At 66.5% G+C, this 24,277-nt stretch carries 18 protein-coding genes; 13 read left to right on the plus strand and 5 right to left on the minus strand.

All coding sequences use genetic code 11. The annotated features are described in order from the left end of the window. Nucleotides 1–69 precede the first annotated feature (69 nt). Both narL and GFD32_RS13980 read right to left on the minus strand, forming a co-directional pair. Complete coding sequence (gene narL, locus GFD32_RS13975) at nt 70–735, minus strand: two-component system response regulator NarL (RefSeq protein ID WP_240455662.1); 666 nt, start codon at nt 733–735, stop codon at nt 70–72. A gap of 5 nt (nt 736–740) precedes the next feature. Then, nucleotides 741–2,633 (minus strand): histidine kinase, encoded by a 1,893-nt coding sequence (locus GFD32_RS13980; RefSeq protein WP_163577219.1) that lies wholly within the window; start codon nt 2,631–2,633, stop codon nt 741–743. A 179-nt stretch (nt 2,634–2,812) separates the two neighbouring features. Here GFD32_RS13980 and GFD32_RS13985 point away from each other — a divergent pair, with 179 nt between their 5' ends. The 10 genes from GFD32_RS13985 to moaA all read left to right on the plus strand — a co-directional run bounded on the left by GFD32_RS13985 (nt 2,813) and on the right by moaA (nt 15,757). Beyond that, nucleotides 2,813–4,099 carry an MFS transporter gene (locus GFD32_RS13985; protein WP_163577220.1) on the plus strand — a complete coding sequence of 429 codons (1,287 nt, stop codon included), beginning with the start codon at nt 2,813–2,815 and terminating at the stop codon, nt 4,097–4,099. Nucleotides 4,100–4,312: 213 nt separating this feature from the next. After that, nucleotides 4,313–8,083, plus strand: a complete 3,771-nt coding sequence (locus tag GFD32_RS13990) for a nitrate reductase subunit alpha (RefSeq protein WP_163577221.1) — start codon at nt 4,313–4,315, stop codon at nt 8,081–8,083. Continuing rightward, nucleotides 8,080–9,636: a nitrate reductase subunit beta gene (gene narH / locus GFD32_RS13995; protein ID WP_163577222.1), complete on the plus strand. Its 1,557-nt coding sequence runs from the start codon at nt 8,080–8,082 to the stop codon at nt 9,634–9,636. The genes GFD32_RS13990 and narH overlap by 4 nt, the downstream gene beginning before the upstream one ends. Then, nucleotides 9,629–10,408: a nitrate reductase molybdenum cofactor assembly chaperone gene (narJ, locus tag GFD32_RS14000; protein WP_163577223.1), complete on the plus strand. Its 780-nt coding sequence runs from the start codon at nt 9,629–9,631 to the stop codon at nt 10,406–10,408. The genes narH and narJ overlap by 8 nt, the downstream gene beginning before the upstream one ends. A 13-nt stretch (nt 10,409–10,421) precedes the next feature. Continuing rightward, nucleotides 10,422–11,105 carry a respiratory nitrate reductase subunit gamma gene (gene narI / locus GFD32_RS14005; protein ID WP_163557730.1) on the plus strand — a complete coding sequence of 228 codons (684 nt, stop codon included), beginning with the start codon at nt 10,422–10,424 and terminating at the stop codon, nt 11,103–11,105. A 226-nt stretch (nt 11,106–11,331) separates the two neighbouring features. Beyond that, nucleotides 11,332–12,153 carry a peptidylprolyl isomerase gene (locus tag GFD32_RS14010; protein ID WP_163577224.1) on the plus strand — a complete coding sequence of 274 codons (822 nt, stop codon included), beginning with the start codon at nt 11,332–11,334 and terminating at the stop codon, nt 12,151–12,153. Nucleotides 12,154–12,163: 10 nt separating this feature from the next. Then, nucleotides 12,164–12,748: a molybdenum cofactor biosynthesis protein B gene (gene moaB, locus GFD32_RS14015; protein ID WP_163577225.1), complete on the plus strand. Its 585-nt coding sequence runs from the start codon at nt 12,164–12,166 to the stop codon at nt 12,746–12,748. After that, nucleotides 12,745–13,995, plus strand: a complete 1,251-nt coding sequence (locus GFD32_RS14020) for a molybdopterin molybdotransferase MoeA (RefSeq protein ID WP_163577226.1) — start codon at nt 12,745–12,747, stop codon at nt 13,993–13,995. Before moaB ends, GFD32_RS14020 begins: the two co-directional genes overlap by 4 nt. After that, nucleotides 13,955–14,698 (plus strand): Crp/Fnr family transcriptional regulator, encoded by a 744-nt coding sequence (locus tag GFD32_RS14025; protein WP_163577227.1) that lies wholly within the window; start codon nt 13,955–13,957, stop codon nt 14,696–14,698. Before GFD32_RS14020 ends, GFD32_RS14025 begins: the two co-directional genes overlap by 41 nt. A gap of 51 nt (nt 14,699–14,749) precedes the next feature. Continuing rightward, a complete protein-coding gene (gene moaA / locus GFD32_RS14030; protein WP_163577228.1) occupies nt 14,750–15,757 on the plus strand; it encodes a GTP 3',8-cyclase MoaA in 1,008 nt (335 codons plus the stop codon). 18 nt (nt 15,758–15,775) lie between these two features. Here moaA and hglS read toward each other — a convergent pair whose 3' ends face one another. From hglS to GFD32_RS14045, 3 genes are all read right to left on the minus strand, one after another. Then, complete coding sequence (gene hglS / locus GFD32_RS14035; protein ID WP_163577229.1) at nt 15,776–17,137, minus strand: 2-oxoadipate dioxygenase/decarboxylase HglS; 1,362 nt, start codon at nt 17,135–17,137, stop codon at nt 15,776–15,778. Between the two features lie 54 nt (nt 17,138–17,191). Then, nucleotides 17,192–18,496, minus strand: coding sequence for a 2-aminoadipate transaminase (locus GFD32_RS14040; protein ID WP_163577230.1), 1,305 nt, complete (start codon nt 18,494–18,496; stop codon nt 17,192–17,194). A gap of 162 nt (nt 18,497–18,658) precedes the next feature. Then, entirely contained in the window at nt 18,659–19,618 is a 960-nt protein-coding gene (locus GFD32_RS14045; protein WP_163577231.1) for a LysR family transcriptional regulator, read from the minus strand. 121 nt (nt 19,619–19,739) lie between these two features. Here GFD32_RS14045 and amaB point away from each other — a divergent pair, with 121 nt between their 5' ends. The 3 genes from amaB (at nt 19,740) to nhaC (ending at nt 24,190) form a co-directional block, all read left to right on the plus strand. Further along, nucleotides 19,740–21,233, plus strand: coding sequence for an L-piperidine-6-carboxylate dehydrogenase (gene amaB, locus GFD32_RS14050; RefSeq protein ID WP_163577232.1), 1,494 nt, complete (start codon nt 19,740–19,742; stop codon nt 21,231–21,233). Between the two features lie 41 nt (nt 21,234–21,274). Further along, nucleotides 21,275–22,555, plus strand: coding sequence for an L-pipecolate oxidase (gene amaA / locus GFD32_RS14055; protein WP_163577233.1), 1,281 nt, complete (start codon nt 21,275–21,277; stop codon nt 22,553–22,555). A 78-nt stretch (nt 22,556–22,633) separates the two neighbouring features. Next, on the plus strand, nt 22,634–24,190 hold the full coding sequence (nhaC, locus tag GFD32_RS14060) for a Na+/H+ antiporter NhaC (protein WP_163577234.1): 1,557 nt from the start codon (nt 22,634–22,636) through the stop codon (nt 24,188–24,190). Nucleotides 24,191–24,277: the final 87 nt, after the last annotated feature.

Raw genomic sequence — 24,277 nt, forward strand, 5'->3', positions numbered from 1 at the left:
GCGCCCTGCCGGCGCCGAGAAGTCATTGGAGGTATCCACACAGAACCCGCTCTTACCTCCCTCGTTTTCCTACCGGTCGATGCCCTCCTGGACGGCCCACACCGCTGCCTCCACCCGTGAGCGCAGGTTGAGCTTCTTGAGCAGGTGCTTGACGTGCACCTTGACCGTGCCTTCGGTGATGTCGAGCTTGCGGGCGATCAGCTTGTTGGAGAGTCCGGCGGCCAGCTCGCGCAGGATTTCGCGCTCGCGCTGGGTCAGGCTGTGGATGTCCGGCGTGGCCGGTTGCGTGCGCTGGCTGCGCAGCGCTTCGGCGAGCAGCGCGGTGAGACTCTCGCTGACCACCATGCGACCCAGGGCGGCCTGACGCAGCTGGCGAACCATCTCCTCGGGCTCCATGTCCTTGAGCAGGTAACCGTCGGCGCCGGCGCGCAGTGCCGCTACCAGATCGTCCTCGTGGTCGGAGACGGTGAACATCACGATGCGTCCGGCAAAGCCCGCCTCGCGTAGCGCCTTGAGGGTCTGGATGCCATCCATGCCCGGCATGTTGAGATCCAGCAGGATCATGTCCGGGTCGAGCTCATCGGCCAGGCGTACGCCTTCACTGGGTTCGCCGGTGTCGCCGACCAGTGTGAGGTCGTCCTCCAGCTCGAGCAGCTGGGCGACGCCGCGGCGCAGTAGCGGATGGTCGTCGATGATCAGGATACTGGCGGGAGACTCGAGATCGGACGGGTCCATGGGGATCAGTTTCCTTGCTCGTGAACGGGTGAAGTCGATGCCGGCTGGCGGGTGATCAGTCGGGCCGTCTGCGGGGTGAAGGTGAGCTCGACGCGTGCGCCGCCGCCGGGGCGGTTGACGATGACCAGATCGCCACCGAGGGTCTGGGCGCGATCGCGCATGATCACCAGGCCGTAGTGCATGGGCGGCGAGACGTCGTCCTCGAGACCCACGCCGTCATCCTCGATGGACAGACGGATGCGCGCCTGCTCGAAGCTGACGGTGACCGATGCCCAGTGCGCTTCGGCGTGCTTGTGAGTGTTGCTCAGCGCCTCCCGGGCGATCTGCAGCACGTGGATCTCCTCGTTGGGATTGAGCAGGTGCGGGGGTACGTCGTAGTGCAGCTCCACCGGGGCGCCCATGCGCTCGCTGAACTCCTCGGCGGCCTGGCGCAGGGCCGACTGTAGCCCCGGCCCCTCCAGCTTGAGGCGGAAGGTGGTGAGCAGCTCGCGCAGCTGACGATAGGCGCTGTTGAGGCCGGTGCGCAGCTCATCGAAGACGGCGGTCTGGGATTCACGGGGCGCGTTCTTGGCCTGCATGCGCTCCAGGCGGGCCACCTGCATCTTCAAATACGACAGGGACTGGGCGAGGGAGTCGTGCAGTTCGCGGGCGATCACGGTGCGCTCGTTGATCAACGAGACATGCTGCTCCTCTTCGATGCGTCGCTGCAAGTAGACGGCCGTGGCCAACTGGTCGGCCAGGGCATTGAGCAGGCGGCGCACGCTGTCCGAAAGCCGCTGGTTCCGGGGATGCCAGATCTCCAGGGTACCGAGCATCTCGTCGCCCACGCTCACCGGCAGTAGCAGGCACTCTCCCTCCTCGGTATCCGGCAGGTTGAGGGGGTGTGGGTCGAGCAGGCACGCGTGGCAGTCGTGATCGCGGCAGTAGGCCGGGCGTCGCGCGGACTGGGTGGCCAGGATGGGAATCTGACGGTCGTCGTAGGGATCATTGAGCGACAGTCGGATCGGCCCGATCTCCAGCAGCTGCTCGATGTGCCGCAGCATCGGGGCGGCGCTGGCGCACAGGTCGTTGCCGCCGCCGTACAGCGAGCGGCTGCCGTCGTGCATCACCCGCATCACTTGATTGCTGCGCTCCAGCTCCTGAGTCTTGCGCGCCACGCGCGCTTCCAGCTCGGCATAGCTGGAGGCCAACTGCTCGGCCATGTTGTCGAAGGTGCGCCCCAGGGTGGCCAGCTCGTCGCGGCCGGTGAGTTTGGTGCGGTGGGAGAAGTCGCGCCGGGTTGCCTGACGGGCCAGCACCAGCAGCTGACGCAGCGGCAGTACCAGGTTGTGGCGGATGTCGTAGAGCGCGATGGCCACTACCACCGCCGTCAGGCCGAGAAACAGGATCTGCAGGGCGCTGAGCAGGCGGATCTTGGCTTCGGTGTTCTCCTCCAACTGAGTGACCATGGTGTCGATGTCGCCGACCAGGTCGTCGAGGGTACGGTCGAGCTGGCCGCCGCGCAGCTGGCGGGTATCGATGACCTCTTCCACATGGGGGCCCAGCTCGTTGTACCAGCGGGTGAGAATGAGACGGTACTGCTTGCGCAATTCGTGGGCTTCGGAGCGCGGGATGGCGCCGGTCAACTCCTCGCTTTCCAGCCGTTGGCCGAAGCGTTCGGCGTACACGCGTACCGCCGCCTCGTGGGCATCGGTGGGCTGGTGCTGGTAGCGCTGCAGGGCAGCGACGATCTGGTAGGTGTTCATGCGCAGCGAGCCGGCCACGTTGATGGCGGCGGCATCGCCCTGGCTGCCGCCGGCCACCGCCATGGTCACCACGATGCTGATCAGCGCCATGCCGCTGATGGCCAGTAGCGAGGCCACGATGCGGGCCACCAGGGAACGTTGCAGCAGTTTCATTGCCGGGCCGGATCTCCGCGGGGTGTCGGAATGGGTGGGGCAGAGGCCCGACTATACCGCACGCGACGGGGCGGTGGGGTAGCCGGACTCGCCTCGAAAGAGGTACCTCGTATGCCCTTTTGACGCTACAGACGGCGCTTCCGAGAATGTCTTCGACCATGCCACGGGATACGTCGTTCATGAAACCTGCCCGAAACGGCCCGGCCGCGGGCCAGTCGATCGACTACCGTTCGCTCGTGGTGGTGCTGCTCTCGCCGCTGGCCTTCGCGTTGGTATTCGCCAGTTGGACCATCTTCGCCGTCCTGGGAGTGGAGTTGAAACGCTCGCTCGGTTTCGGCGAGGTGCAGTTCGCCACCCTGCTGGCCATGCCCCTGTTCACCGGTGCACTGGCCGCATTGCCCATGGCGATGCTGGCCCGCCGAGTGGGAGGCCGCCGGGTGATGATCGGCTGTCTGCTGCTGATCTGTCCTTTCCTGTGGGGCATCTCCCTCTCGCGTGGCTATGCCGATTTCCTGCTGGCCGGCGCTGGCCTGGGGCTGGGGGCCGGTTCGCTGGCCGCGGGTCTCGTCTATGTGGCGGCTCTTGGGCCGCGGCGCCATGTGGGGCTGGCGCTGGGTTTGTATGGCGCCGGGATGCTGGGTGCCGGTCTGACTTACTGCCTGCTGCCGCTGATCAGCCGCGCCTATGGCTGGCCGCTGGCGCCCAAGCTCTATCTGCTGCCGGTGCTGCTGGTGGCGTTGCTGCTGTGGGTATTCGCCGATGACGAGCCCCTGGGAAGGTCTTCGGCGGTCGGGAGCCCTCGGTCCGGTCCTTCGCCCCGCCGTTTCGCCGCGGGGCGGTTCGGACTGCCGCCGCTGGCGGTGTGGCGCTTGGCGCTCTATTACAGCTTCTTTTACGGCACTTTCGTGGCCCTGGCGCTATGGCTGCCGGGCTATCTTGCCGCCCAGTACCAACTGCCGCTGCAGCAGGCAGCGCTCGCGGCCCTGCTGTTCACGCTGCCCGGCGGGTTGGGCCAGATCCTGGGCGGTGCCCTGGCCGACCGGCGCGACTTCCGCGACCTGCGCTGGTGGGTCAGCGCCGTCGTGATGACCTGCCTGTTCTTCCTCTCCTACCCCGACTTCTCCATGCAGATCCACGGCATCCACGGCGATCTGGCGCTGCATTTCAGCATGCCGCTGGTCGGTTTCGTCGCTCTGTTGACGACGATGGGTCTGGCCATGGGCATCGGCAAGGGCAGCCTGATGTGCCTGCTGTACCGCGAGCACGGCGATGACATGGTGCGCTCGGGTGGGCTGGCACTCGCTCTCGGCGGACTGTTTGCCGCACTGCTGCCGCTGATGTTCGTGCTCGGCAACGAATGGATCGGCATCCGCACCGCCGGTTTCATGTTCCTCTATGCCGCGCTGGCCGTGTGCATGCTGCTGATGCGCTGGGATCCGCGCTCGCGCACCGGAGTCGTGGCCTGAGGCGGGCTATCTCCCCCGGTCGGGGCCGTCTATCACCTTGGGGGTAGGGCGGCGGTATATGGAGGTAACCGGGCAGTAATCGCCGTACCGATACCCCAGAATCGACGCTTAGAGACCGTGCCTGGAGCGGTGGAGAAGACCCATCGACCGCCCGGCGCCAGAGAGTGACCCAAGCAGCGGTCACGCATCTTTCGAGGAGCCTGGAGAGCGACCATGAGTCACTTCATCGATCGGCTGAACTTCTTCCGCAAGGCCCGCGAGCCCTTCGCCAACGAGCATGGCGAGGTCCGCGACGAGTCCCGCGGCTGGGAGGATGGCTACCGTCAGCGCTGGCAGCACGACAAGATCGTGCGCTCCACCCATGGCGTGAACTGTACCGGCTCGTGCAGCTGGAAGATCTACGTCAAGAATGGCCTGGTCACCTGGGAGACCCAGCAGACCGACTACCCGCGCACCCGTCCCGACCTGCCCAACCACGAACCGCGGGGCTGTCCGCGGGGGGCCAGCTACTCCTGGTACATGTACAGCGCCAATCGCTTGAAGTACCCGCTGATCCGAAAGCCCCTGCTCAAGCTGTGGCGCGAGGCGCTGGCCGAGAAGAAAGACCCGGTCGACGCCTGGGCCTCCATCGTCGAGGACCCGGCCAGAACCAAGCAGTACAAGCGCGCCCGCGGCATGGGCGGCTTCGTGCGCGCCGACTGGGACGAGCTCAACGAGCTGATCGCCGCCTCCAACGTCTACACCGCCAAGCAGTACGGCCCCGACCGCATCATCGGCTTCTCGCCGATTCCCGCCATGTCGATGGTCAGCTACGCCGCCGGCAGCCGCTACCTGTCGCTGATCGGCGGCGTGTGCATGAGCTTCTACGACTGGTACTGCGACCTGCCGCCGGCCTCGCCGATGACCTGGGGCGAGCAGACCGACGTGCCCGAGTCCGCCGACTGGTACAACTCCGGCTACATCATCGCCTGGGGCTCCAACGTGCCCCAGACCCGTACGCCCGACGCCCACTTCTTCACCGAGGTGCGCTATAAGGGCACCAAGACCGTCTCCATCACTCCGGACTACGCCGAGGTCTCCAAGCTCACCGACGAGTGGCTTTCCGCCAAGCAGGGCACCGATGCCGCCCTGGCCATGGCCATGGGTCACGTGATCCTCAAGGAGTTCCACCTCGACAAGCCCAGCGCCTATTTCACCGACTACGTGCGGCGCTACACCGACATGCCCTTCCTGGTCGAGCTGGAAGCGCGCGAAGACGGCAGCTATGCGCCGGGCCGCCAGCTGCGCGCCAGCGACTTCGCCAAGAACATGGGGCAGGACAACAACCCCGAGTGGAAGACTCTGGCCTGGGACGAGACCCGCGACCAGCTCGTCGTACCGCGCGGCTCCATCGGCTTCCGCTGGGGCGAAGAGGGCAAGTGGAACCTCGAACCCCGCGATGCCGATGGCAACGACATCCAGCCGCTGCTCACGCTCGCCGACAAGCATGACGAGGTGGCCAGGGTCGCCTTCCCCTACTTCGGCGGCATCGAGCACGAGCACTTCGATCACGTCAAGGGCGAGGGAGCCGGTGCGGCCGAGGGCCTGCTGTTCCACAGCCTGCCCGTCAAGCGTCTCAAGAAGGCCGATGGCAGCGACGTGCTGACCGCCACCGTCTTCGATCTGATGTGCGCCAACTACGGCATCGATCGCGGCTTCGGCGAGGAGGGCGAGGACGACGGCGCGACGTCCTACGATCAGATCCGGCCCTACACGCCGGCCTGGCAGGAGAAGATCACCGGGGTGCCCGCCGAGCAGGCCGCGCGCATCGCCCGTGAGTTCGCCGACAACGCCGACAAGACCCAAGGTCGCAGCATGATCATCGTCGGTGCCGGCATGAACCACTGGTACCACATGGACATGAACTATCGTGGCCTGATCAACATGCTGGTGATGTGCGGCTGCATCGGCCAGAGCGGCGGCGGCTGGGCGCACTACGTGGGCCAGGAGAAGCTGCGCCCGCAGACCGGCTGGCTGCCGCTGGCTTTCGGGCTGGACTGGACCCGTCCGCCGCGCCACATGAACTCCACCTCCTTCTTCTACAACCACTCCTCGCAGTGGCGCTACGAGAAGCTCGAGATCAAGGAGATCCTCTCGCCGCTGGCCAAGGTCGAGGACTACCCGGGTAGCCTCATCGACTTCAACGTGCGCTCCGAGCGCATGGGCTGGCTGCCCTCGGCACCGCAGCTCGCCACCAATCCGCTGCACCTGGCCGAGGCCGCCAAGGCGGCGGGTCTGTCCACCAAGGAGTACGCCGTCGAACAGCTCAAGAAGGGCGAGCTGGCGTTCGCTGCGGAAGATCCCGACGACCCCCGCAACTTCCCGCGCAATCTGTTCGTGTGGCGTTCCAACCTGCTGGGCAGCTCCGGCAAGGGTCACGAGTACATGCTCAAGTACCTGCTGGGGACCCGCCACGGCATCCAGGGCAAGGACCTGGGCGAGGAGGGCGGCAGCAAGCCGCAGGAGGTCAAGTGGCACGACGCGGCGCCGGAAGGCAAGCTCGACTTGCTGGTGACCCTCGACTTCCGCATGTCCACCACCTGCCTCTACTCGGACATCGTGCTGCCCACGGCGACCTGGTACGAGAAGGACGACCTGAACACGTCCGACATGCACCCCTTCATCCACCCGCTGACCGCGGCCACCGACCCGGCCTGGGAGTCGCGCAGCGACTGGGATATCTACAAGGGCATCGCCAAGGCCTTCTCCAAGGCGTGCGAAGGCCACCTGGGCGTGGAGACGGACCTCGTCACTCTGCCGCACCAGCACGACTCCCCCGCCGAGTTGGCCCAGCCCGAGGTCAAGGACTGGAAGAAGGGCGAGTGCGAACCGATTCCCGGCAAGACCATGCCCGCGCTGATCGAGATCGAGCGCGACTACCCGGCCACCTATGAGCGCTTCACCTCGCTCGGCCCGGCGCTGGAGAAGCTCGGCAACGGCGGCAAGGGCATCAGTTGGAACACCGACAGCGAAGTCGAACTGCTCGGCAAGCTCAACTACCGCAAGGCCGAGGGGCCGGCCAAGGGACGCCCGTGCATCGAGAGCGCCATCGACGCCGCCGAGACGGTGCTGACCCTGGCTCCCGAGACCAACGGCCAGGTAGCGGTGAAGGCGTGGGGTGCGCTGTCCAAGATCACCGGACGCGACCACACCCACCTGGCGCACCCCAAGGAGGAGGAGAAGATTCGCTTCCGCGACATCGTCGCCCAGCCGCGCAAGATCATCTCCAGCCCCACCTGGTCCGGCCTCGAGGACGAGCACGTCTCCTACAACGCCGGCTACACCAACGTCCACGAGCTGATTCCGTGGCGCACGGTGAGCGGCCGTCAGCAGTTCTATCAGGATCACGCCTGGATGCGCGCCTTCGGCGAGAGCCTGCTGGTCTATCGCCCGCCCATCGACACCAAGGCGTACAAGGACGTGGTGTTCGTCAACGACAACGGCAATCCGTCCAAGGCGCTGAACTGGATCACCCCGCACCAGAAGTGGGGCATCCACTCCACCTACTCGGACAACCTGCTGATGCTGACGCTGAACCGCGGCGGCCCGGTGGTGTGGCTCTCCGAGGACGATGCGGCCGACATCGGCGTCGAGGACAACGACTGGATCGAGCTCTACAACGCCAACGGCGCCATCGCCGCCCGAGCGGTGGTCAGTCAGCGGGTCAAGAACGGCATGGTGATGATGTACCACGCCCAGGAGCGCAACGTGAACGTGCCGGGCTCCGAGATCACCGGCACCCGCGGCGGCATCCACAACTCCGTGACCCGGGTGTGTCCCAAGCCGACCCACATGATCGGCGGCTACGCCCAGCTCGCCTACAGCTTCAACTACTACGGAACCGTCGGCTCCAACCGCGACGAGTTCGTCCTGGTGCGCAAGATGAAGCGCGTCGACTGGCTCGATGAAGAGGGCAACGACACCGTTCAGGAGGCCGTGAAATGAAGATTCGTTCCCAGGTAGGCATGGTCCTCAACCTCGACAAGTGCATCGGCTGTCATACCTGTTCGGTGACCTGCAAGAACGTCTGGACCAGCCGCGAAGGCATGGAGTACGCCTGGTTCAACAACGTCGAGACCAAGCCCGGCGTCGGCTATCCCAAAGAGTGGGAGAACCAGAAGAAGTGGAAAGGCGGCTGGCTGCGCCGCAAGGATGGCAAGATCGAGCCGCGCATCGGCGGCAAGTGGCGGGTGCTGGCGAACATCTTCGCCAACCCCGATCTGCCCGAGATCGACGACTACTACGAGCCGTTCGACTTCGACTACCAGCACTTGCATACCGCCAAGCTGGGCAAGCACCAGCCGGTGGCGCGCCCGCGTTCGCTGATCTCCGGCGAGCGCATGCAGAAGATCGAGTGGGGCCCGAACTGGGAGGAGATCCTCGGCACCGAGTTCGCCAAGCGCCGCAAGGACGCCAACTTCGAGAAGGTGCAGGCCGATATCTACGGCCAGTTCGAGAACACCTTCATGATGTACCTGCCGCGCCTGTGCGAGCACTGCCTGAATCCCACCTGCGTGGCGAGCTGCCCCTCCGGCGCCATCTACAAGCGTGAGGAAGACGGCATCGTCCTGATCGACCAGGACAAGTGCCGCGGCTGGCGGATGTGCATCTCCGGCTGTCCGTACAAGAAGATCTACTACAACTGGAAGACCGGCAAGTCGGAGAAGTGCATCTTCTGCTACCCGCGTATCGAGGCGGGCATGCCCACCGTGTGCTCCGAGACCTGCGTGGGCCGCATTCGCTATCTCGGCGTGCTGCTCTACGATGCCGACCGCATCGAGGAAGTGGCGAGCTCCCCGGACGAGCGCGACCTCTACCATCGCCAGCGCGAGATATTCCTCGACCCGCACGATCCGGAGGTGATCGCCCAGGCCAAGAAGGATGGCATCACCGACAACGTGATCAAGGCCGCCCAGGAATCGCCGGTCTACAAGCTGGCCATGGATTGGGGCCTGGCGCTGCCGCTGCACCCGGAATACCGCACCCTGCCGATGGTGTGGTACGTGCCGCCGCTGTCGCCGATTCAGTCCGCCGCCGAGGCGGGCAAGATCGAGTACGAAGGCGTGCTGCCCAAGATCGAGTCGCTGCGCATCCCGGTGAAGTATCTGGCCAACCTGCTCACTGCCGGCGAGGAAGCGCCCGTGGTGCTGGCGCTCAAGCGCCTGATGGCCATGCGTCTCTACATGCGCGGCAAGCACGTCGAAGGTCAGGCCGACGCCGGGGTGCTGGAGGAGGTCGAGCTCTCCGAGGCCCAGGTGGAGGAGATGTATCGTTACCTGGCCATCGCCAACTACGAGGATCGCTTCGTGATTCCGACCAGCCACCGCGAGATGGCCACCGAGGCCTTCCCCGAGCGCGGCGGCTGCGGCTTCAGCTTCGGCGACGGCTGCCACGGCGAGAGCAAGCCGAGCCTGTTCAACGGCCGCTCCCAGACCACCACCCTGGTCAAGCCGGTGGAAGTCTACGAACCCGAAGCCGAGGAGGCCCGTCATGGCTGAAGCCGCCCTGCAGATGGCCCAGCCGGAGCCCGGCATGCGCAGCCTGCGCGTGCTGGCCCGCCTGCTGGACTACCCCACCCCCGAGCACCAGGCCGCGGCCGGCGAGATGATCGAGGTCATCGGCGCCGAGCCACGCCTGGGCGGCGAACTCAAGCGGCGCCTGATGGCCTGGTGCCAGGAGATGGCCGGTGGCGATCTACTGGAACTGCAGGCCGAGTACGTGGCGCTGTTCGACAAGGGGCGCAGCACCTCGCTGCTGCTCTTCGAACACGTCCACGGCGAGTCACGGGATCGCGGCCAGGCCATGGTCGACCTGATGAACGAATATCAGGCTGCCGGCTTCGAGCTCGATGCCCGCGAACTGCCGGACTACCTGCCGCTGTTTCTCGAGTACCTCTCCACCTGCAGCGAGGCGGAGATCGGCCGCTGGCTGGGCGAGATCCGCCATATCCTGGCGCTGCTCACCGCGCGCCTCGAGGAGCGCGAGGCCGACCAGGCGCTGGTGCCGCGGGCGCTGCTGGCGCTGATCGGTGCCGAGGCCGACGTCGAGCCGCACCGGCCCCAGGTGCGCGACGAAGCCCCGGACGACACCCCCGAGGCACTGGATGCGGTGTGGGAAGAGGAGGCCGTGCGTTTCTCCGCCGAATCCGATCAGGACTGCGCGCTGCAGTCCGCCGAGGGGCGGCGACTCGCCGAGCGCAAGAGCGTCACGCACAGCGAGGCCGTACGCATCATGTCACCGGCTGTCGACCGCGGCCCGTCCGATCGCTAACAGGAGAATCGCCATGTTTTCCGAATACCTCACGCACCTGCTCTACGGCTACTACCCGTATCTGGCCGGTACGGTGTTTCTGGTCGGTAGTCTGATGCGCTATGACCACGGCCAGTTCACCTGGAAGACCGGCTCCAGCCAGATGCTCTCGTCGAAGAACATGCGTCTGGCCAGCAACCTCTTCCATATCGGCATCATCGTGATCTTCTTCGGCCACCTGTTCGGCATGCTGACGCCGCACTGGGTCTATGCGCCCTTCCTGAGCGCCGGGGCCAAGCAGGTGGTGGCCATCGTGGTCGGCGGCATTGCCGGGGTGCTGTGCCTGGCGGGCGGCGCCATGCTGCTGCATCGCCGCATCACCAACCCGCGCGTGCGCGCTTCGTCCAGCACCATGGATACGCTGATCCTCGGGCTGATCGTCTTCCAGGCGGCGCTGGGCGTGATCAGCGTGTTCTTCTCGCTGGGCCATCTGGATGGCGAGATGATGATCACCCTGGCCGCCTGGGCGCAGGCCATCGTGTTCTTTGGCGGCGGGGCGGCCGAGTACATGACCGAGGTGTCGTGGATCTACAAGCTGCATATCTTCCTTGGCTTGACCATCATCCTGCTCTTCCCGTTCACGCGACTGGTGCACGTGTGGAGCGTGCCGTTGGGCTACATCACTCGGCGTTACCAGCTGGTGCGCAAGCGGGGTTGATGTCGGCCCATTCGTCCAGGCTAGGGCGAGCGCTGATACCCCCAGCGAGGGGCGCCGGGGGCAAGCCGAAGAGGAGGTCCTTCACCATGGATGGTGAAGGTGGCGCCCAGGGAAGGGTTCACAGCGCCTCCGGTGGGCCGGCCCCGCTCGCAGGCTTGTCGACGGATCAGCCCCGAGCGGTGCCGCGAGTCGCGATAGGTTGTTGATCAGGTTCCTGGAGTTGACCATGCAAATGATCGAGATCGAACAGATTCCCGGCGGGGCCACGCCACCGCCCATCCGGGTCGGCGAGACCGCCATCGGCGAGGCGGATATCGCCCACGAAATGCAGTACCACCCGGCGTCCAGTGCCGGCGAGGCGCAGCTGCAGGCCGCGCGTGCGCTGGTGGTGCGCGAGCTGCTGCGCCGGCGCGCGGTGGAGCGGGGGCTGGTGGCCGACGTCGCCGCGGATGAGGGCGACAACGAGGCCGCCATCGCGGCCCTGCTGGAGCAGGAGCTGGACGTGCCGGAACCCGCGGAGGCGGATTGCCGACGCTTCTATGACGCCGATCCGGCACGCTTCAGCGAACCCACCCGGCTGGCGGTGCGGCACATCTTGCTGCCTGCGGCACCGGATGACGCCGAGGCTCGCGACGCTCAGTACCGCCAGGGCGTGAGCCTGCTCGAAACGCTCCAGACGGTGCCGGAGCGCTTCACCGAATTCGCCCAGCGCTATTCCGCCTGCCCTTCGAAGGACGAGGGCGGTGAGCTGGGCTGGCTGGCGCCGGGGCAGACCGTGGCCGAGCTCGACCGCGCCCTGCACCACCTGCCGGAGGGGCTGCACGAGCGGCCACTCGCCTCGCGCTACGGTTGGCACCTGGTCAGCGTCGATGCTCGCGTCGAGGGTCGTCAGCTCCCCTTCGAAGCGGTCGTCGAGCGGGTGCGACATACCTTGCGCGAGCAGGCGACGCGCCGGGCGTTGCGCCACTACCTGCTGGCGCTGGAAGCGGAGATCGGTGTCGAGGGGGTCGAGCTCGACGACGATGCCGCCGGTTCATTGATGCAATAGGAGAGATTCCATGGCCCATGTCCACGCCGATGCGTCTTTCGTACCGCTCGGCATTGCCGTGCTCACCGTATCCGATACCCGCGGCTATGACCGCGACGGCAGCGGTGACCTGCTCAGCGAGCGCCTGACCGAGGCCGGCCATGCCCTGGTCGAGCGGCGTATCGTGCCCGACGACGTCTATCGCATTCGTGCAGCGGTTTCCCAATGGGTGGTGCGCGACGACATCCAGGTGATCCTGGTCAACGGCGGAACCGGCTTCACGCCTCGCGACACCACGCCCGAGGCGCTCTTGCCGCTGTTCGACAAGGCCGTGGAGGGTTACGGCGAATTGTTCCGCCACCTGTCGCTGGCCAGCATCGGCACCTCCACCATCCAGTCCCGCGCCGTGGGCGGGGTCGCCAACCGTACCCTGATCTTCGCCATGCCCGGCTCGCCCAAGGCGTGCGCCACCGCCTGGGATGGCATCCTCGCCGAGCAGCTGGATGCGCGCACCCGGCCCTGCAACTTCGTGGCCATGGTGCTGCCCGAGGCGCCAACGTGTGCGCCGCGCGAGGGGCAGGCGACGCCTGACCATGGTCAAGGAGCCCATGCATGAGCTGTGCCACGCTCGCCAAGGGACTGCTCGACCTCGACGTCGCCAGGGCGCGCCTGATCGCCGCAGCCGAGCCGCTGTCCGGCGAGGAAGCGGTTGCCGTAGAGAGCGCTTGCGGGCGGGTGCTGGCCCACGACGTGTTCGCCCACCTCGACATGCCCGGCATCGACAACAGTGCCATGGACGGCTATGCCCTGCGCACCGCCGAGCTGGCGGCGGCCGGTGACGCGGGCTTGCCGGTGGCGCTGCGCGTGCCGGCAGGCGCGGAGGTGGCGCCACTGCCCGAAGGCGCCTGCGCGCGCATCTTCACCGGCGCGCCGGTGCCCGCCAGCGCCGATTGCGTGATTCCCCAGGAGCGAGTCACCCGTGACGCGGGGGGGCGCATCCACGTCAGCGGCGAAGCCCGGGGCGGGGCCAACATTCGTCGGCGCGGCGAGGAGTATCGGGCCGGCGAGCGGTTGATGTCGTCGGGAAGCCCGCTGGATGCCGCAGCGCTGGCCATGCTGGCGAGTCAAGGGATTGCCGAGGTCGCGGTACGTCCGCGCCTGAAGGTGGCGCTGCTGTCGACGGGTGACGAACTGATCGAGCCCGGTATACCCTACGAATCTGGTCGGGTATACAACAGCAACCGGGTGATGCTCCAGGCGCTACTCGTGGCCGCGCACTGCGAGGTGGTCGATCTGGGCATCGTCGCCGACACGCCGGCAGCATTGCACGACGCCCTGAGCCGCGCGCGCGACAACACCGACTTGGTGCTGTGCACCGGCGGCGTCTCGGTGGGCGAGGAAGATCACGTGCGCCCGGTGCTCGAGCGCCTGGGCGGGCTAGTCTTCCACGGCGTGGCGATCAAGCCGGGCAAGCCGTTCGCCTTCGGCTACCTGGATGATGGCACGCCCGAGGGCGTGCCGCTGATCGGTCTGCCGGGTAACCCGGTGGCCTCGCTGGTGGGCTGGCAGCTGCTGGCCCTGCCTTTCGTCCGCGGCTGTCAGGGGCGCACGGTGGGGCCGCTCGAGCGGTTCCCGGTTCGCGCCGGGTTCGCGCGGCGCGGCGCGCCGGGACGTACCGAGCTGGTGCGTGTGGTACTCGATTGGCAGGGCGGTCATCCGACCGCCCATCTGGCTGGCGGGCAGGGGTCCCACATGTTGCGGGCAGCCAGCCAGGCCCATGGCTATCTGTTGATGGCTGCCGATACCGATGTGGAGGAAGGACATGACTACCCCTATGTGCCCGGCGGACAGTTCCACGACTGACCTGCTGTTCAAGCCCAAGCAACTGCGCGAGCTGGTGCAGGGCGTGCCGTGGCTCGGCGCAATCGACGACTCCGAAGCGGCGGCACTGCTCGAGAGTTCCGAACTCAAGACGCTGAAGAACCGCGAATGGCTGTTCCGCCAGGATGCACCGGCTCACTGGCTCTACATCGTCATCAACGGGGCGGTACGCCTGACGCGCAGCGCTGGCGACGGGCGACTGGCGACCATTCGCTGCGTGGAGCGCGGCGGCACCTTGGGCGAGCTGAGCATGGTGTCCCGGGGAGGCATCTATCTGTATTCCGCCGAGGCGTTGCGGCGTACCCACGTGCTGGCCATCCCTGCCGCGCATTGCCGCGAGATCATGGACCGTCAGCCCGAGTGTCGTGCCGAGTTCATGAGCCGGCTGGCACTGGAGCTCACCGAGCGGCTGGAGGATCTGGCGCTGCTCACCCAGGCCGATGCCATGTCGCGGCTGGTGAGCTATATCCTTCGCCAGCTGCCGGCGGGCCGCAGCAAGAGCCCGCGGGTGGTTCGCCTGTCGATTCCCAAGCGCTGGTTGGCCTCACAGCTCGCCATGACGCCGGAAACCCTGTCGCGGCTGCTGGCCAAGCTGCGTGACAGCGGCGCCGTCAACATCGATCGCCAGCGACTGGTAGTGCTCGACGAGCAGAAGCTGCGCGACATCATGCTCACCGACGACTGACGGCCGCGCGACAGCCGTGCCCGTTGGCGTCCGACCACGAGGAAAGGCCGCATGACTTCGACTCCGCGCGAGCCCGGCCTGATCGATGGCTTCGGCCGTACGGTGCGTTACCTGCGCCTCTCGGTCACCGACCGCTGCGATTTCCGCTGCGTCTATTGCATGGCCGAGGAGATGACCTTCCTGCCTCGCGCCCAGGTGCTCACCCTGGAGGAGATGACGACGCTGTGCGCGGCCTTCGTCGAGCTCGGCGTGGAGAAGATCCGCCTGACTGGCGGCGAGCCTCTGGTACGCCGCGGCATCGAGACCCTGGTCGAGCGGATCGGTGCGCTGGAGGGGCTGGCCGATTTCGCCATGACCACCAACGGTGCCGGCCTGGCGAAGCATGCGCGCCAGCTGTACGACGGTGGCCTTCGCCGACTCAACGTCAGCCTCGATACGCTCGATCCAGCGCGCTTCCGGGCGCTGACCCGCACTGGCGAACTCGCCCGGGTGATCGACGGCATTCGGGCGGCGCAGGATGCCGGCTTCGCGCGCATCAAGCTCAACGCGGTGATCCTCAAGGGGCGCAACGACGACGAGATACTCGACCTGGTGGACTTTGCCCGGGCGGAGAACGTCGATATCAGCTTCATCGAGGAGATGCCGCTCGGCGAGGCCATCGGCCACGACCGTGCCGAGACCTTCTGCGGCAGCGACGAGGTGCGCGCACGCATCGAGGCGCGTCACCCCTTGGTGCCCACCACCGAGACCACCCTGGGCCCTTCTCGCTACTACCGCATGGCCGACAGCGCTTCGCGAGTCGGCTTCATCTCGCCGCACAGCCACGACTTCTGCGGCGCCTGCAACCGCGTGCGCGTCACCGCCGAGGGCCGGCTGCTGCTGTGCTTGGGTAACGAGCATTCGGTGGATCTGCGCGCGGTGCTGCGTCGCTACCCCGGTGATACGGAGCGCCTCAAGTCGGCCATCGTCGCCGCCATGGCGAAGAAACCCGAACGCCACCACTTCACCACCGATGGCGATGTCCAGGTCGTGCGCTTCATGAACATGACCGGGGGGTAGCAGACACCGCTGGTTGCGTTAATGGCCAAGTGCCGCCAGCACGTTCTCCCGTGACTGTCGCTCGTGCTCGGCGTAGAGTTCGAGCTCGTCGATGATGGCGACGCCGAGCGCTTCCTCGAGTGCTTCACGGCTGGCATTGCCGGTATAGGCCTGGCTCTCGCCACCGCCCAGGTTGGACTGGAAGATGCCCGCCGCGCTGACCGGCAGGAAATCCTCATAGGTGATCGGGCGCGCCTCCACCAGATCACGTTCGATCAGCGTCTCGAGGTCGGTTTCGACCACCGTACCCGCGGCCCTGCCCGCCTCGGTGAGGCGGTACTCGAAGAATGCCAGCCCCTGGCGGCGCAGCTCGCCCTCATCGTCGGGAAACGCCGCGAAGATCTCCGCCAGGACCCGCTGGTGGCTCTCGTTGTCGAGCCCCTGGGTTTTCGCTCGGGATTGGCCCAGTAGCCGGTCATAGAGCGCACGCCCCTCGGCGGTCAGCGCCACGCCGCGCTGCTCGATCTCGCCGAAGCGGGCGGTATGCGTGCCCTGATTCCGGCCGGCGAAGCGAATGGATTCCGTGAGTGCTTTGAAGCTGGTCTGGCGCAGCAGGATCGGGCAGTCGCGCCGGGGCGGCCCCTCGATCACCGCCTTGGGCTCGATGCCCACCTCGGGCATGCGTCGCTGGATGTCGTCGATATCGAGGGTGCGCGGGGTCAAGTGGTTGATGTGCGGCCCGCGGAAGCATACGACATCGGCGATCAGGCGATGTTCGGCGTGCAACGCCTCGTAGGTGTCTAGGTCGACAGTGGCGTCGCTGTGCCAGCGGAAGGTCTCCAGTGCCTCGGTCACGAAGCGGTCGGCTTGCGCTTCGGTGAGGCCGCCCTGGGATTCGAAGCGCTCGACCAGTTCGCGCGCTGCCGGGGTGAAGATGTCGCGTTCGGCGAGAATCGCCGCAGCGCGTTCGCGCAGGGCGTCGTTCTCGACCAGCTCCAGGCGCAGCAGCGAGGTGAACAAGCGGAAGGGGTTGTGCGCCAGTGACGCGTCGTCGATGGGGCGGAAGGCGGTGGAGTGTACCGGCACGCCCGCCACGGAGAGATCGTAGTAGCCCACTGGAAACATGCCCATCACGGCGAACAGGCGGCGCAGCATGGCCATCTCCCCGGCGCTGCCTACGCGAATGGCGCCGTGGCGCTCGACGCCGAGCCGCTCGAACTCGTCGTATCTGGCGAGTCGCTCGGCCAGGGCCGGGTCGTGTGCCAGGGTGTCCCGGTTCACTTGGTCGACCAGGTCGAGCAGCGTCTCGTACTGGGGGACCTCGGCCTGGTACATGGCCGACATGGCGCGTGAGAAGCGGTCGCGAATGACATCGGCCGAAACGTAGAGCGAGAGATTCATGCTTCCTTCCTCATAGCTGGAAAAGGTCGGTGGATGCGCTGAAACGCGGTGATTCTACTGGGGCCCGGCGCCTTCGCGTACGCTTGGCGGCAGGTCAGGGTCATGCCGGCTCGATGCCCACGGCATCTCCAGAGCCTGTTCGAGTCGCGCCAGGCCTTCGCGCATCACCTCGGGTTCCGTCGTCAGCGGTGCAAGCAGGCGCAGCACGTTGCGCCGGCGGCCGCTGGGCATCAGCAGGACCCCCGCCTCGCGAGCGGCACTCAGCAGGGCCGCAAGATGCTGGGTTCCACTGGCGCCGGCGCTGTCCTCGAAGACGATACCGCGCATGCAGCCCAGCCCGGTCAGCGCGCCGACCATCGGGAAGCGCTCGCGCAAGCGCTCATGGGCCTCGACGATGGCTGACTCCTGGGCCGCCCCCATGCGTTGCAGGCTGCCCTCGCTCATCAGGTCCATCACTGCCAGGGAGGCCGCGCAGGCTACGGGATTACCCGAATAGGTGCCGCCCAGGCCGCCCTTGGGCGGGGCATCCATCAGCTCGGCCCTACCCGCCACCGCCGCCAGCGGCAGCCCCGCCGCCATGCTCTTGCCCATCAGCAGCAGGTCGGGCTCGACGCCGAGGTGGGAAAAGGCGAATCGCTGGCCGGTACGCCCGAAGCCGGACTGGATCTCGTCGAGGATCAGTACGATGCCGTGAGCGTCGCACAGCGCCCGCAGGCGCCTGGCGAAATCGCTGCGCAGCCGACGAAAGCCCCCCTCGCCCTGCACCGGCTCGACGATGATGGCCGCCACCTCGTCGGCGGGAATCTCGACCTCGAACAGGCGCTCGAGCGCGGCCATGGCGTGGTCCGTTTCGACGCCGCCGTCGGGGCTGGGGAAGGGCAGGTGATGCACCGGGCCCGGCAGGGCACCGAGCCTCTCCTTGTAGGGCTTGACCTTGCCGTTGAGGTTCAAGGCAGCCAGGGTGCGGCCATGGAAGCCGTCGTCGAAGGCAATGATCGCCTGACGCCCGGTGGCGGCCCGGGCCACCTTGAGGGCGTTCTCGGTCGCTTCGGCGCCGCTGTTGGTCAGCATGCAGGCGAGCGGGTAGGTGACCGGCACGAAGGCATCCAGCGCCCTGGCGACCTCGAGGTAGCCGCGGTGTGGCAGGGCGTTGAAAGCGGAGTGCATCAGGCAGTCGATCTGCGCCTTGACCGCCTCGACGACCGCCGGATGGCCGTGGCCCAGGTTGAGCACGCCGATACCGCCGATGAAGTCGACATAGTGCCTGCCCTGTTCGTCCCAGACCTCGGCGTTGTATCCCCGCTCGATGCACAGCGGATGGACGACGTTCAGCGAGGCACTGATGTGCGGAAGATCCATGTCACGACCCCTTGCGTTCTCATTCGAGGAGAGCTCGTCAAGCATGTAAGCAGAGGCGAGCGACACGCCTCAAACGAAAAAAAGGGGCAAAAACATTCCAAAAAGTGATGCCTTCTCGTTTTAGGCGCTAGCCCTGTGCAAAGTGGTCGTAAATCATGCCTTTTAGGCATGAACTTCGGCGCTCGTGCCGGCCGTGGCGCCGCCTTGGTGCTGCGCCGCGTCATCCGTCGTGGGCCGTTCGAGGTGCTCGAGGATCCAGTCGACGAAGCCCTTCACCTTGGCCAGCTCCGCCTTGTATTCCGGGAAGGCCAGGTAATAGGCATCGCGGCTGGTCAGCGAGAGCGCCCAGGGAATTACCAGTTGCCCCGCCGCGAGTTCCTCCTCGGCAAGGAAGCGGGGTACCAGCGCCACGCCACAGCCCGCCCGGGCAGCACGCAGGGTCATGGAGTAGGTATCGAAGCGTGGACCGTGATAGCTGTGCTCGGTGTAGAGACCTTGGGCAGCGAACCAGTCGTGCCAGGCTTCCGGCCGAGTAGCGCTCTGCAGCAACACGAGTTGAGTCAGGGCCAAAGGATCGTCGACGCCGCCAGCCGGCATGACCGAGGGCGAACAGACCGCCACCACCTCCTCGTCCAGCAGCTTGATGCACTCGGCTTTCGGCCAGGCGCCGTGGCCGAAGAAAAAAGCCACGTCGACGTGCTGTTCTTCGAGATCGAAGGGCTCCACGCGGTTGCTGATGTTCAGATAGACGTCGGGATGACGAAAGCGAAAGCCCTTGAGCCGGGGAATCAGCCAGCGGGCGCCGAAGGTGGGCAGAGTGGTGATGTTGAGCACCTCGCTCTGGCCACCGTAGGACTGCATGTAGCGGGTGGACATCTCGACTTGGGCGAGGATCTTGCGCACTTCGGTCAGGTACAACGACCCCTCGGGGGTGACCTGGAGGCGCTTGCGCACCCGCCGGAACAGGGGGTGCTCGAGCACCGACTCCAGCTGAGCCACCTGTTTGCTGACGGCGCTTTGGGTCAGATTCAGCTCTTCGGCAGCGCGCGTGAAGCTGAGGTGGCGTGCCGAGGCCTCGAAGCACTGCATGGCGGTCAGGGTGGGCAAGTGACGACGGTTCATGGAATAGCCTTGCAAGAAAAAAAGGAATGATCTTCGTATAAAACGTCGTTTGAGGCGGGTCAAGTGCCGTAGCAATACTGCTTGTGTTCTCAACGCAGGTATATCAGCAGTCGGAGGAAGAATGATCGATTCCATCATGCAGCGGCTAGGCGTGGCCGAGTCCCAGTACCGCGGCGGCGATTATGCCGTGGCCTCTCCCACCGATGGCAACGCGATCGGCCAAGTTCGCCTGGAGAGCGGCAACGAGGTCAAGTCGCGCATCGATCGTGCCCAGGCGGCCTTCGAGGCCTGGCGTCGGGTACCGGCGCCGCGCCGCGGCGAGCTGGTGCGCCTGTTCGGCGAGCAGCTGCGCCGCCACAAGGAGGATCTCGGCACCCTGGTGACCCTGGAGTGCGGCAAGATCTACCAGGAGGGCCTCGGCGAAGTGCAGGAGATGATCGACATCTGCGATCTCGCCGTCGGCCAGTCGCGCCAGCTCTACGGCCTGACCATCGCCTCCGAGCGTCCCGGCCACCACATGCGCGAGAGCTGGCACCCGCTGGGGCCGATCGGCCTGATCACCGCGTTCAACTTCCCCGTAGCACCGTGGGCCTGGAACGCTGCCCTGGCGCTGGTGTGCGGCAACAGCCTGCTGTGGAAGCCCTCCGAGAAGACGCCGCTCTGCGCCCTGGCCTGCCAGGCACTGCTCGAGCGCGCCATGGATGAGTTCGGCGGCGAGGCGCCGCGAGACCTCAGTCAGGTCGTCATCGGCGAGCGCGAGGCCGGCGAGATGCTGGTCGACGATCCGCGCGTGCCGCTGATCAGCGCCACCGGCAGCACCCGCATGGGCCGCGAGGTCGCTCCCCGGGTGGCCGCGCGGTTCGGCCGTAGCATCCTCGAGCTGGGCGGCAACAACGCCATGATTCTCGCCCCCAGCGCCGACCTGGACATGGCGGTGCGCGCCATCCTGTTCTCTGCGGTGGGTACCGCCGGCCAGCGCTGCACCACCCTGCGCCGGCTGATCGTGCATGAATCCGTGCGCGACGAAGTCCTCGAGCGAGTCAAGAAGGCCTACGCCAACGTCAGCATCGGCGATCCCATGGCGGGCAATCTGGTCGGTCCGCTGATCGATGCGCAGGCCTACGGCCAGATGCAGTCCGTGCTCGACAAGGCGCGCAAGCAGGGCGCCAAGGTCTACGGCGGTGAGCGCCGTCTGGCCGAGGAGTATCCCAACGCCTACTACGTGGCGCCCGCCATCGTCGAAGTCGAGCAGCAGGACGAGCTGGTCGAACACGAGACCTTCGCGCCGATCCTCTACGTGATGACCTACCGCGACTTCGACGACGCCATGGCGCTGCAGAACGACGTGCCGCAAGGACTCTCCTCCTGCATCTTCACCACCGACGTGCGCGAGGCCGAGGCCTTCGTCTCGGACACCGGCAGCGACTGCGGCATCGCCAACGTCAACATCGGTCCCAGCGGCGCCGAGATCGGCGGTGCCTTCGGCGGCGAGAAGGAAACCGGTGGTGGCCGCGAGTCGGGGTCCGACGTGTGGAAGAGCTACATGCGGCGCCAGACCAATACCGTGAACTACTCCCGCGAGCTGCCGCTGGCGCAGGGCATTCGCTTCGATTGATGAGGGCCCCGTCGCGAGCTGCGCAGCCATGAGGAGGTGTCATGAAGGAACAGTGCCTGTGGCACGAGACGTCACCTGAGCCGGCGCCGGAGTTGCCTGCCCTGGAGGGTGCCCAGTCCGCCGAGGTGGTGGTGGTCGGCGGGGGTATCACCGGGCTGAGCACGGCGCTGCACCTCGCCGAGGCGGGCACCGTCGTGACGCTGATCGAGGCCGGCGAGGTCCCCAGCGGCGGCTCGGGCCGCAGCGTCGGCCTGGTCAACGCCGGGTTGTGGATTCCTCCGGATGACATCGCCGAGGCCTTGGGTAAGGAAGACGGCGAGCGGGCCAATGCCATCCTCGGCGCCGCGCCTGCCGAGGTCTTTGCGCTGATCGAGCGTCACGGCATCGAGTGTCAGGCCACCCGCAGCGGTACGCTGCACCTGGCGCATAACGCCAAGGGCGAACAGGAGCTGGCGCGGCGCGCCGAGCAGTTCCAACAGCGCGGCGCGCCGGTGGAACTGCTCGAGGACGATGCGTGCTGGCAGAAGGTGGGCACGCGGCGTATCCGTCGTGCGCTGCTGGATCGCCGGGCGGGTACGCTCAACCCTGCCGCTTATACCCGAGGCCTGGCCCGGGCGGCGGCCGGCGCCGGTGCGCTGCTCTACGCTCGCAGCCCCGCCCTGGGCGTGGCGCGCGAGGGGGAGGATTGGCGGGTCACGACGCCGCACGGCAGCGTTGTGGCGCCGCGCCTGGTGCTTGCCACCAATGCCTATACCGAGGAGGAGTGGAACCAGGTCCGCCAGCACTTCTTTCCCGGTCACTTCTTCCAGGTCGCTTCTCCCCCGCTGCCGGAGGAGGTCGCCGGCGACATTCTGCCCGAGCGGCAGGGAGCCTGGGACACCCGCATGGTGTTGAGCAGCATGCGGCGTGACGCCGAGGGTCGCTTGATCCTGGGCAGCCTGGGGCGTGGCGACGGGCGCCCGCAGGCCTACGTGCGCTGCTGGGCAGAGCGTATCCAGCGTCACTACTTTCCCCAACTGGGGCGTGTCGACTGGGCGTGCACCTGGACGGGGCGGATCGCCTTCACGCCCGACCACACGCTGCGCCTGTTCGAACCAGCCCCCGGCATTCTGGGTGCCACTGGCTACAACGGGCGCGGTATCACCACCGGCACGGTGGTGGGCAGCGGCCTTGCCCGTTATCTGACCCATGGCGACGACGCCCTGCTGCCGCTGCCGATCCGTTCGCCAAGGCCCATCCAGGCCAAGCCCCTGTGGAGTTCGTCCTACGAAGGCGGCTTCACCCTGTATCACACCGGCCAGTGCCTGCGGGTGCTGATCTGACGGGATTGCCCATAACTACCAACGATTCTCGAGCCAACGACAGCAAACAATGCCAATTACAGCGCTGAGGACCACAACATGACCGACCCAGCAGTATCCAAGCCATATCCCAAGCCGAGCCTTCTCCTTGCTCTGACACCTGTCGTGCTGACGCTTATCGCCATCGGCGTGCAGATCTTCTATTTTGGCGATTTCACGCCGCATATCCCTCTGGCCATCGGCCTGGCCATCACCTCGCTGGTGGGGCTCAAGCTCGGCTTTAGGTGGAAGCGCATCGAGGAGGGAGTCTTCCACGTCATCCACATCTCCCTGCCCTCGGTCTCGGTGCTGATCTGCGTTGGCATGATCATCGGCGTGTGGATCGCCAGCGGCACCGTACCGAGTCTCATCTACTATGGCCTGACCCTGCTCTCGCCGGCCTTCTTTCTTGCCGCCGCCATGCTGCTATGCTCGGTCGTTTCCCTGTCGCTGGGGACCTCCTGGGGCACCGTCGGCACGGTGGGCCTGGCGCTGATGGGGATCGGCGCAGGGTTCGACATCCCGATGTACTGGACGGCGGGTGCCGTGGTCTCTGGGGCCTTCTTCGGCGACAAGGTCTCGCCGTTGTCCGACACGACCAATCTGGCCCCGGCCGTGACGGGCACGGACGTGTTCTCGCACATCAAGAACCTGATGCCGACCACCATACCGGCGATGCTAATCGCCCTGGCCATCTATCTGGTGGCGGGCTTCACGCTGATCGACGACCAGGCGGCCTCCTTCGAGAGGATCAATGCCATCACGTCCTCGCTGAACGAGAACTTCACGATCTCCGGCTGGCTGCTGTTGCCGGCACTGCTGGTCATCGCGCTGGCCGTGAAACGCATGCCGCCCATTCCCTCGCTGTTTGCCGGCGTCCTGGCCGGTGCGGCGACCGCCATGCTCGTGCAGGGAGTCGGCCTGCATGAGGTAGTGACCTACGCCAACTACGGCTACACCATCGAGACTGGCGTCGAAGCGATGGACAGCCTGCTCAACCGCGGCGGAATCCAGTCGATGATGTGGACCATCTCGCTGATCCTGATTGCGCTGGGCTTCGGCGGCGCGCTGGAGAAGACCGGCTGCTTGGAGACCATCATCAAGGCGATCATGGCCAAGGTGACGAGCTTCCGGGGCGTGCAGACCTCGGCCATGCTGACGTCACTGTCCACCAACCTGGTCGCCGGCGACCCGTACCTCTCGATCGCCCTGCCGGGGCGCATGTATGCGCCGACGTATCGCGGCCTGGGCTATTCGACGCTGAACCTCTCCAGAGCCATCGAGGAGGGCGGTACGCTGATGTCGCCGCTGGTGCCCTGGAACGCCGGTGGTGCCTTCGTCATCAGCGCCCTGGGGCTCGGCATCGTCGAGGGCAATGTGGAAAACCTGCTCTACATCCCGCTGGCCTTTGCCTGCTGGATTTCACCGCTGATCGGCATCTTCTACGCCCAGTTCGGCCTATTTTCGCCCAAGGCCAGCGAGGCCGAGCAGCGGCTATGGCAAGAACAGCAGGAAGCCATTGCCACACGCGAGGATCTTGGCGCCGCCGCCGATGCCGCCGTTGTGGCCGAGGAGCCAGATTCTGGTTCGGCTCCTTCCGCGACGTTGGGCCGCTAGGCTGGTGTATTCACCACCGACGGCGATGCCCAGGAAGTGCGCTCCATGAACATGACCGGGGGTTGAGCTTGCCGCCATGACGAAATT

This window comes from Halomonas faecis (assembly GCF_010993975.1).
In the GTDB taxonomy this organism is placed as follows: Bacteria; Pseudomonadota; Gammaproteobacteria; order Pseudomonadales; family Halomonadaceae; genus Halomonas; species Halomonas faecis.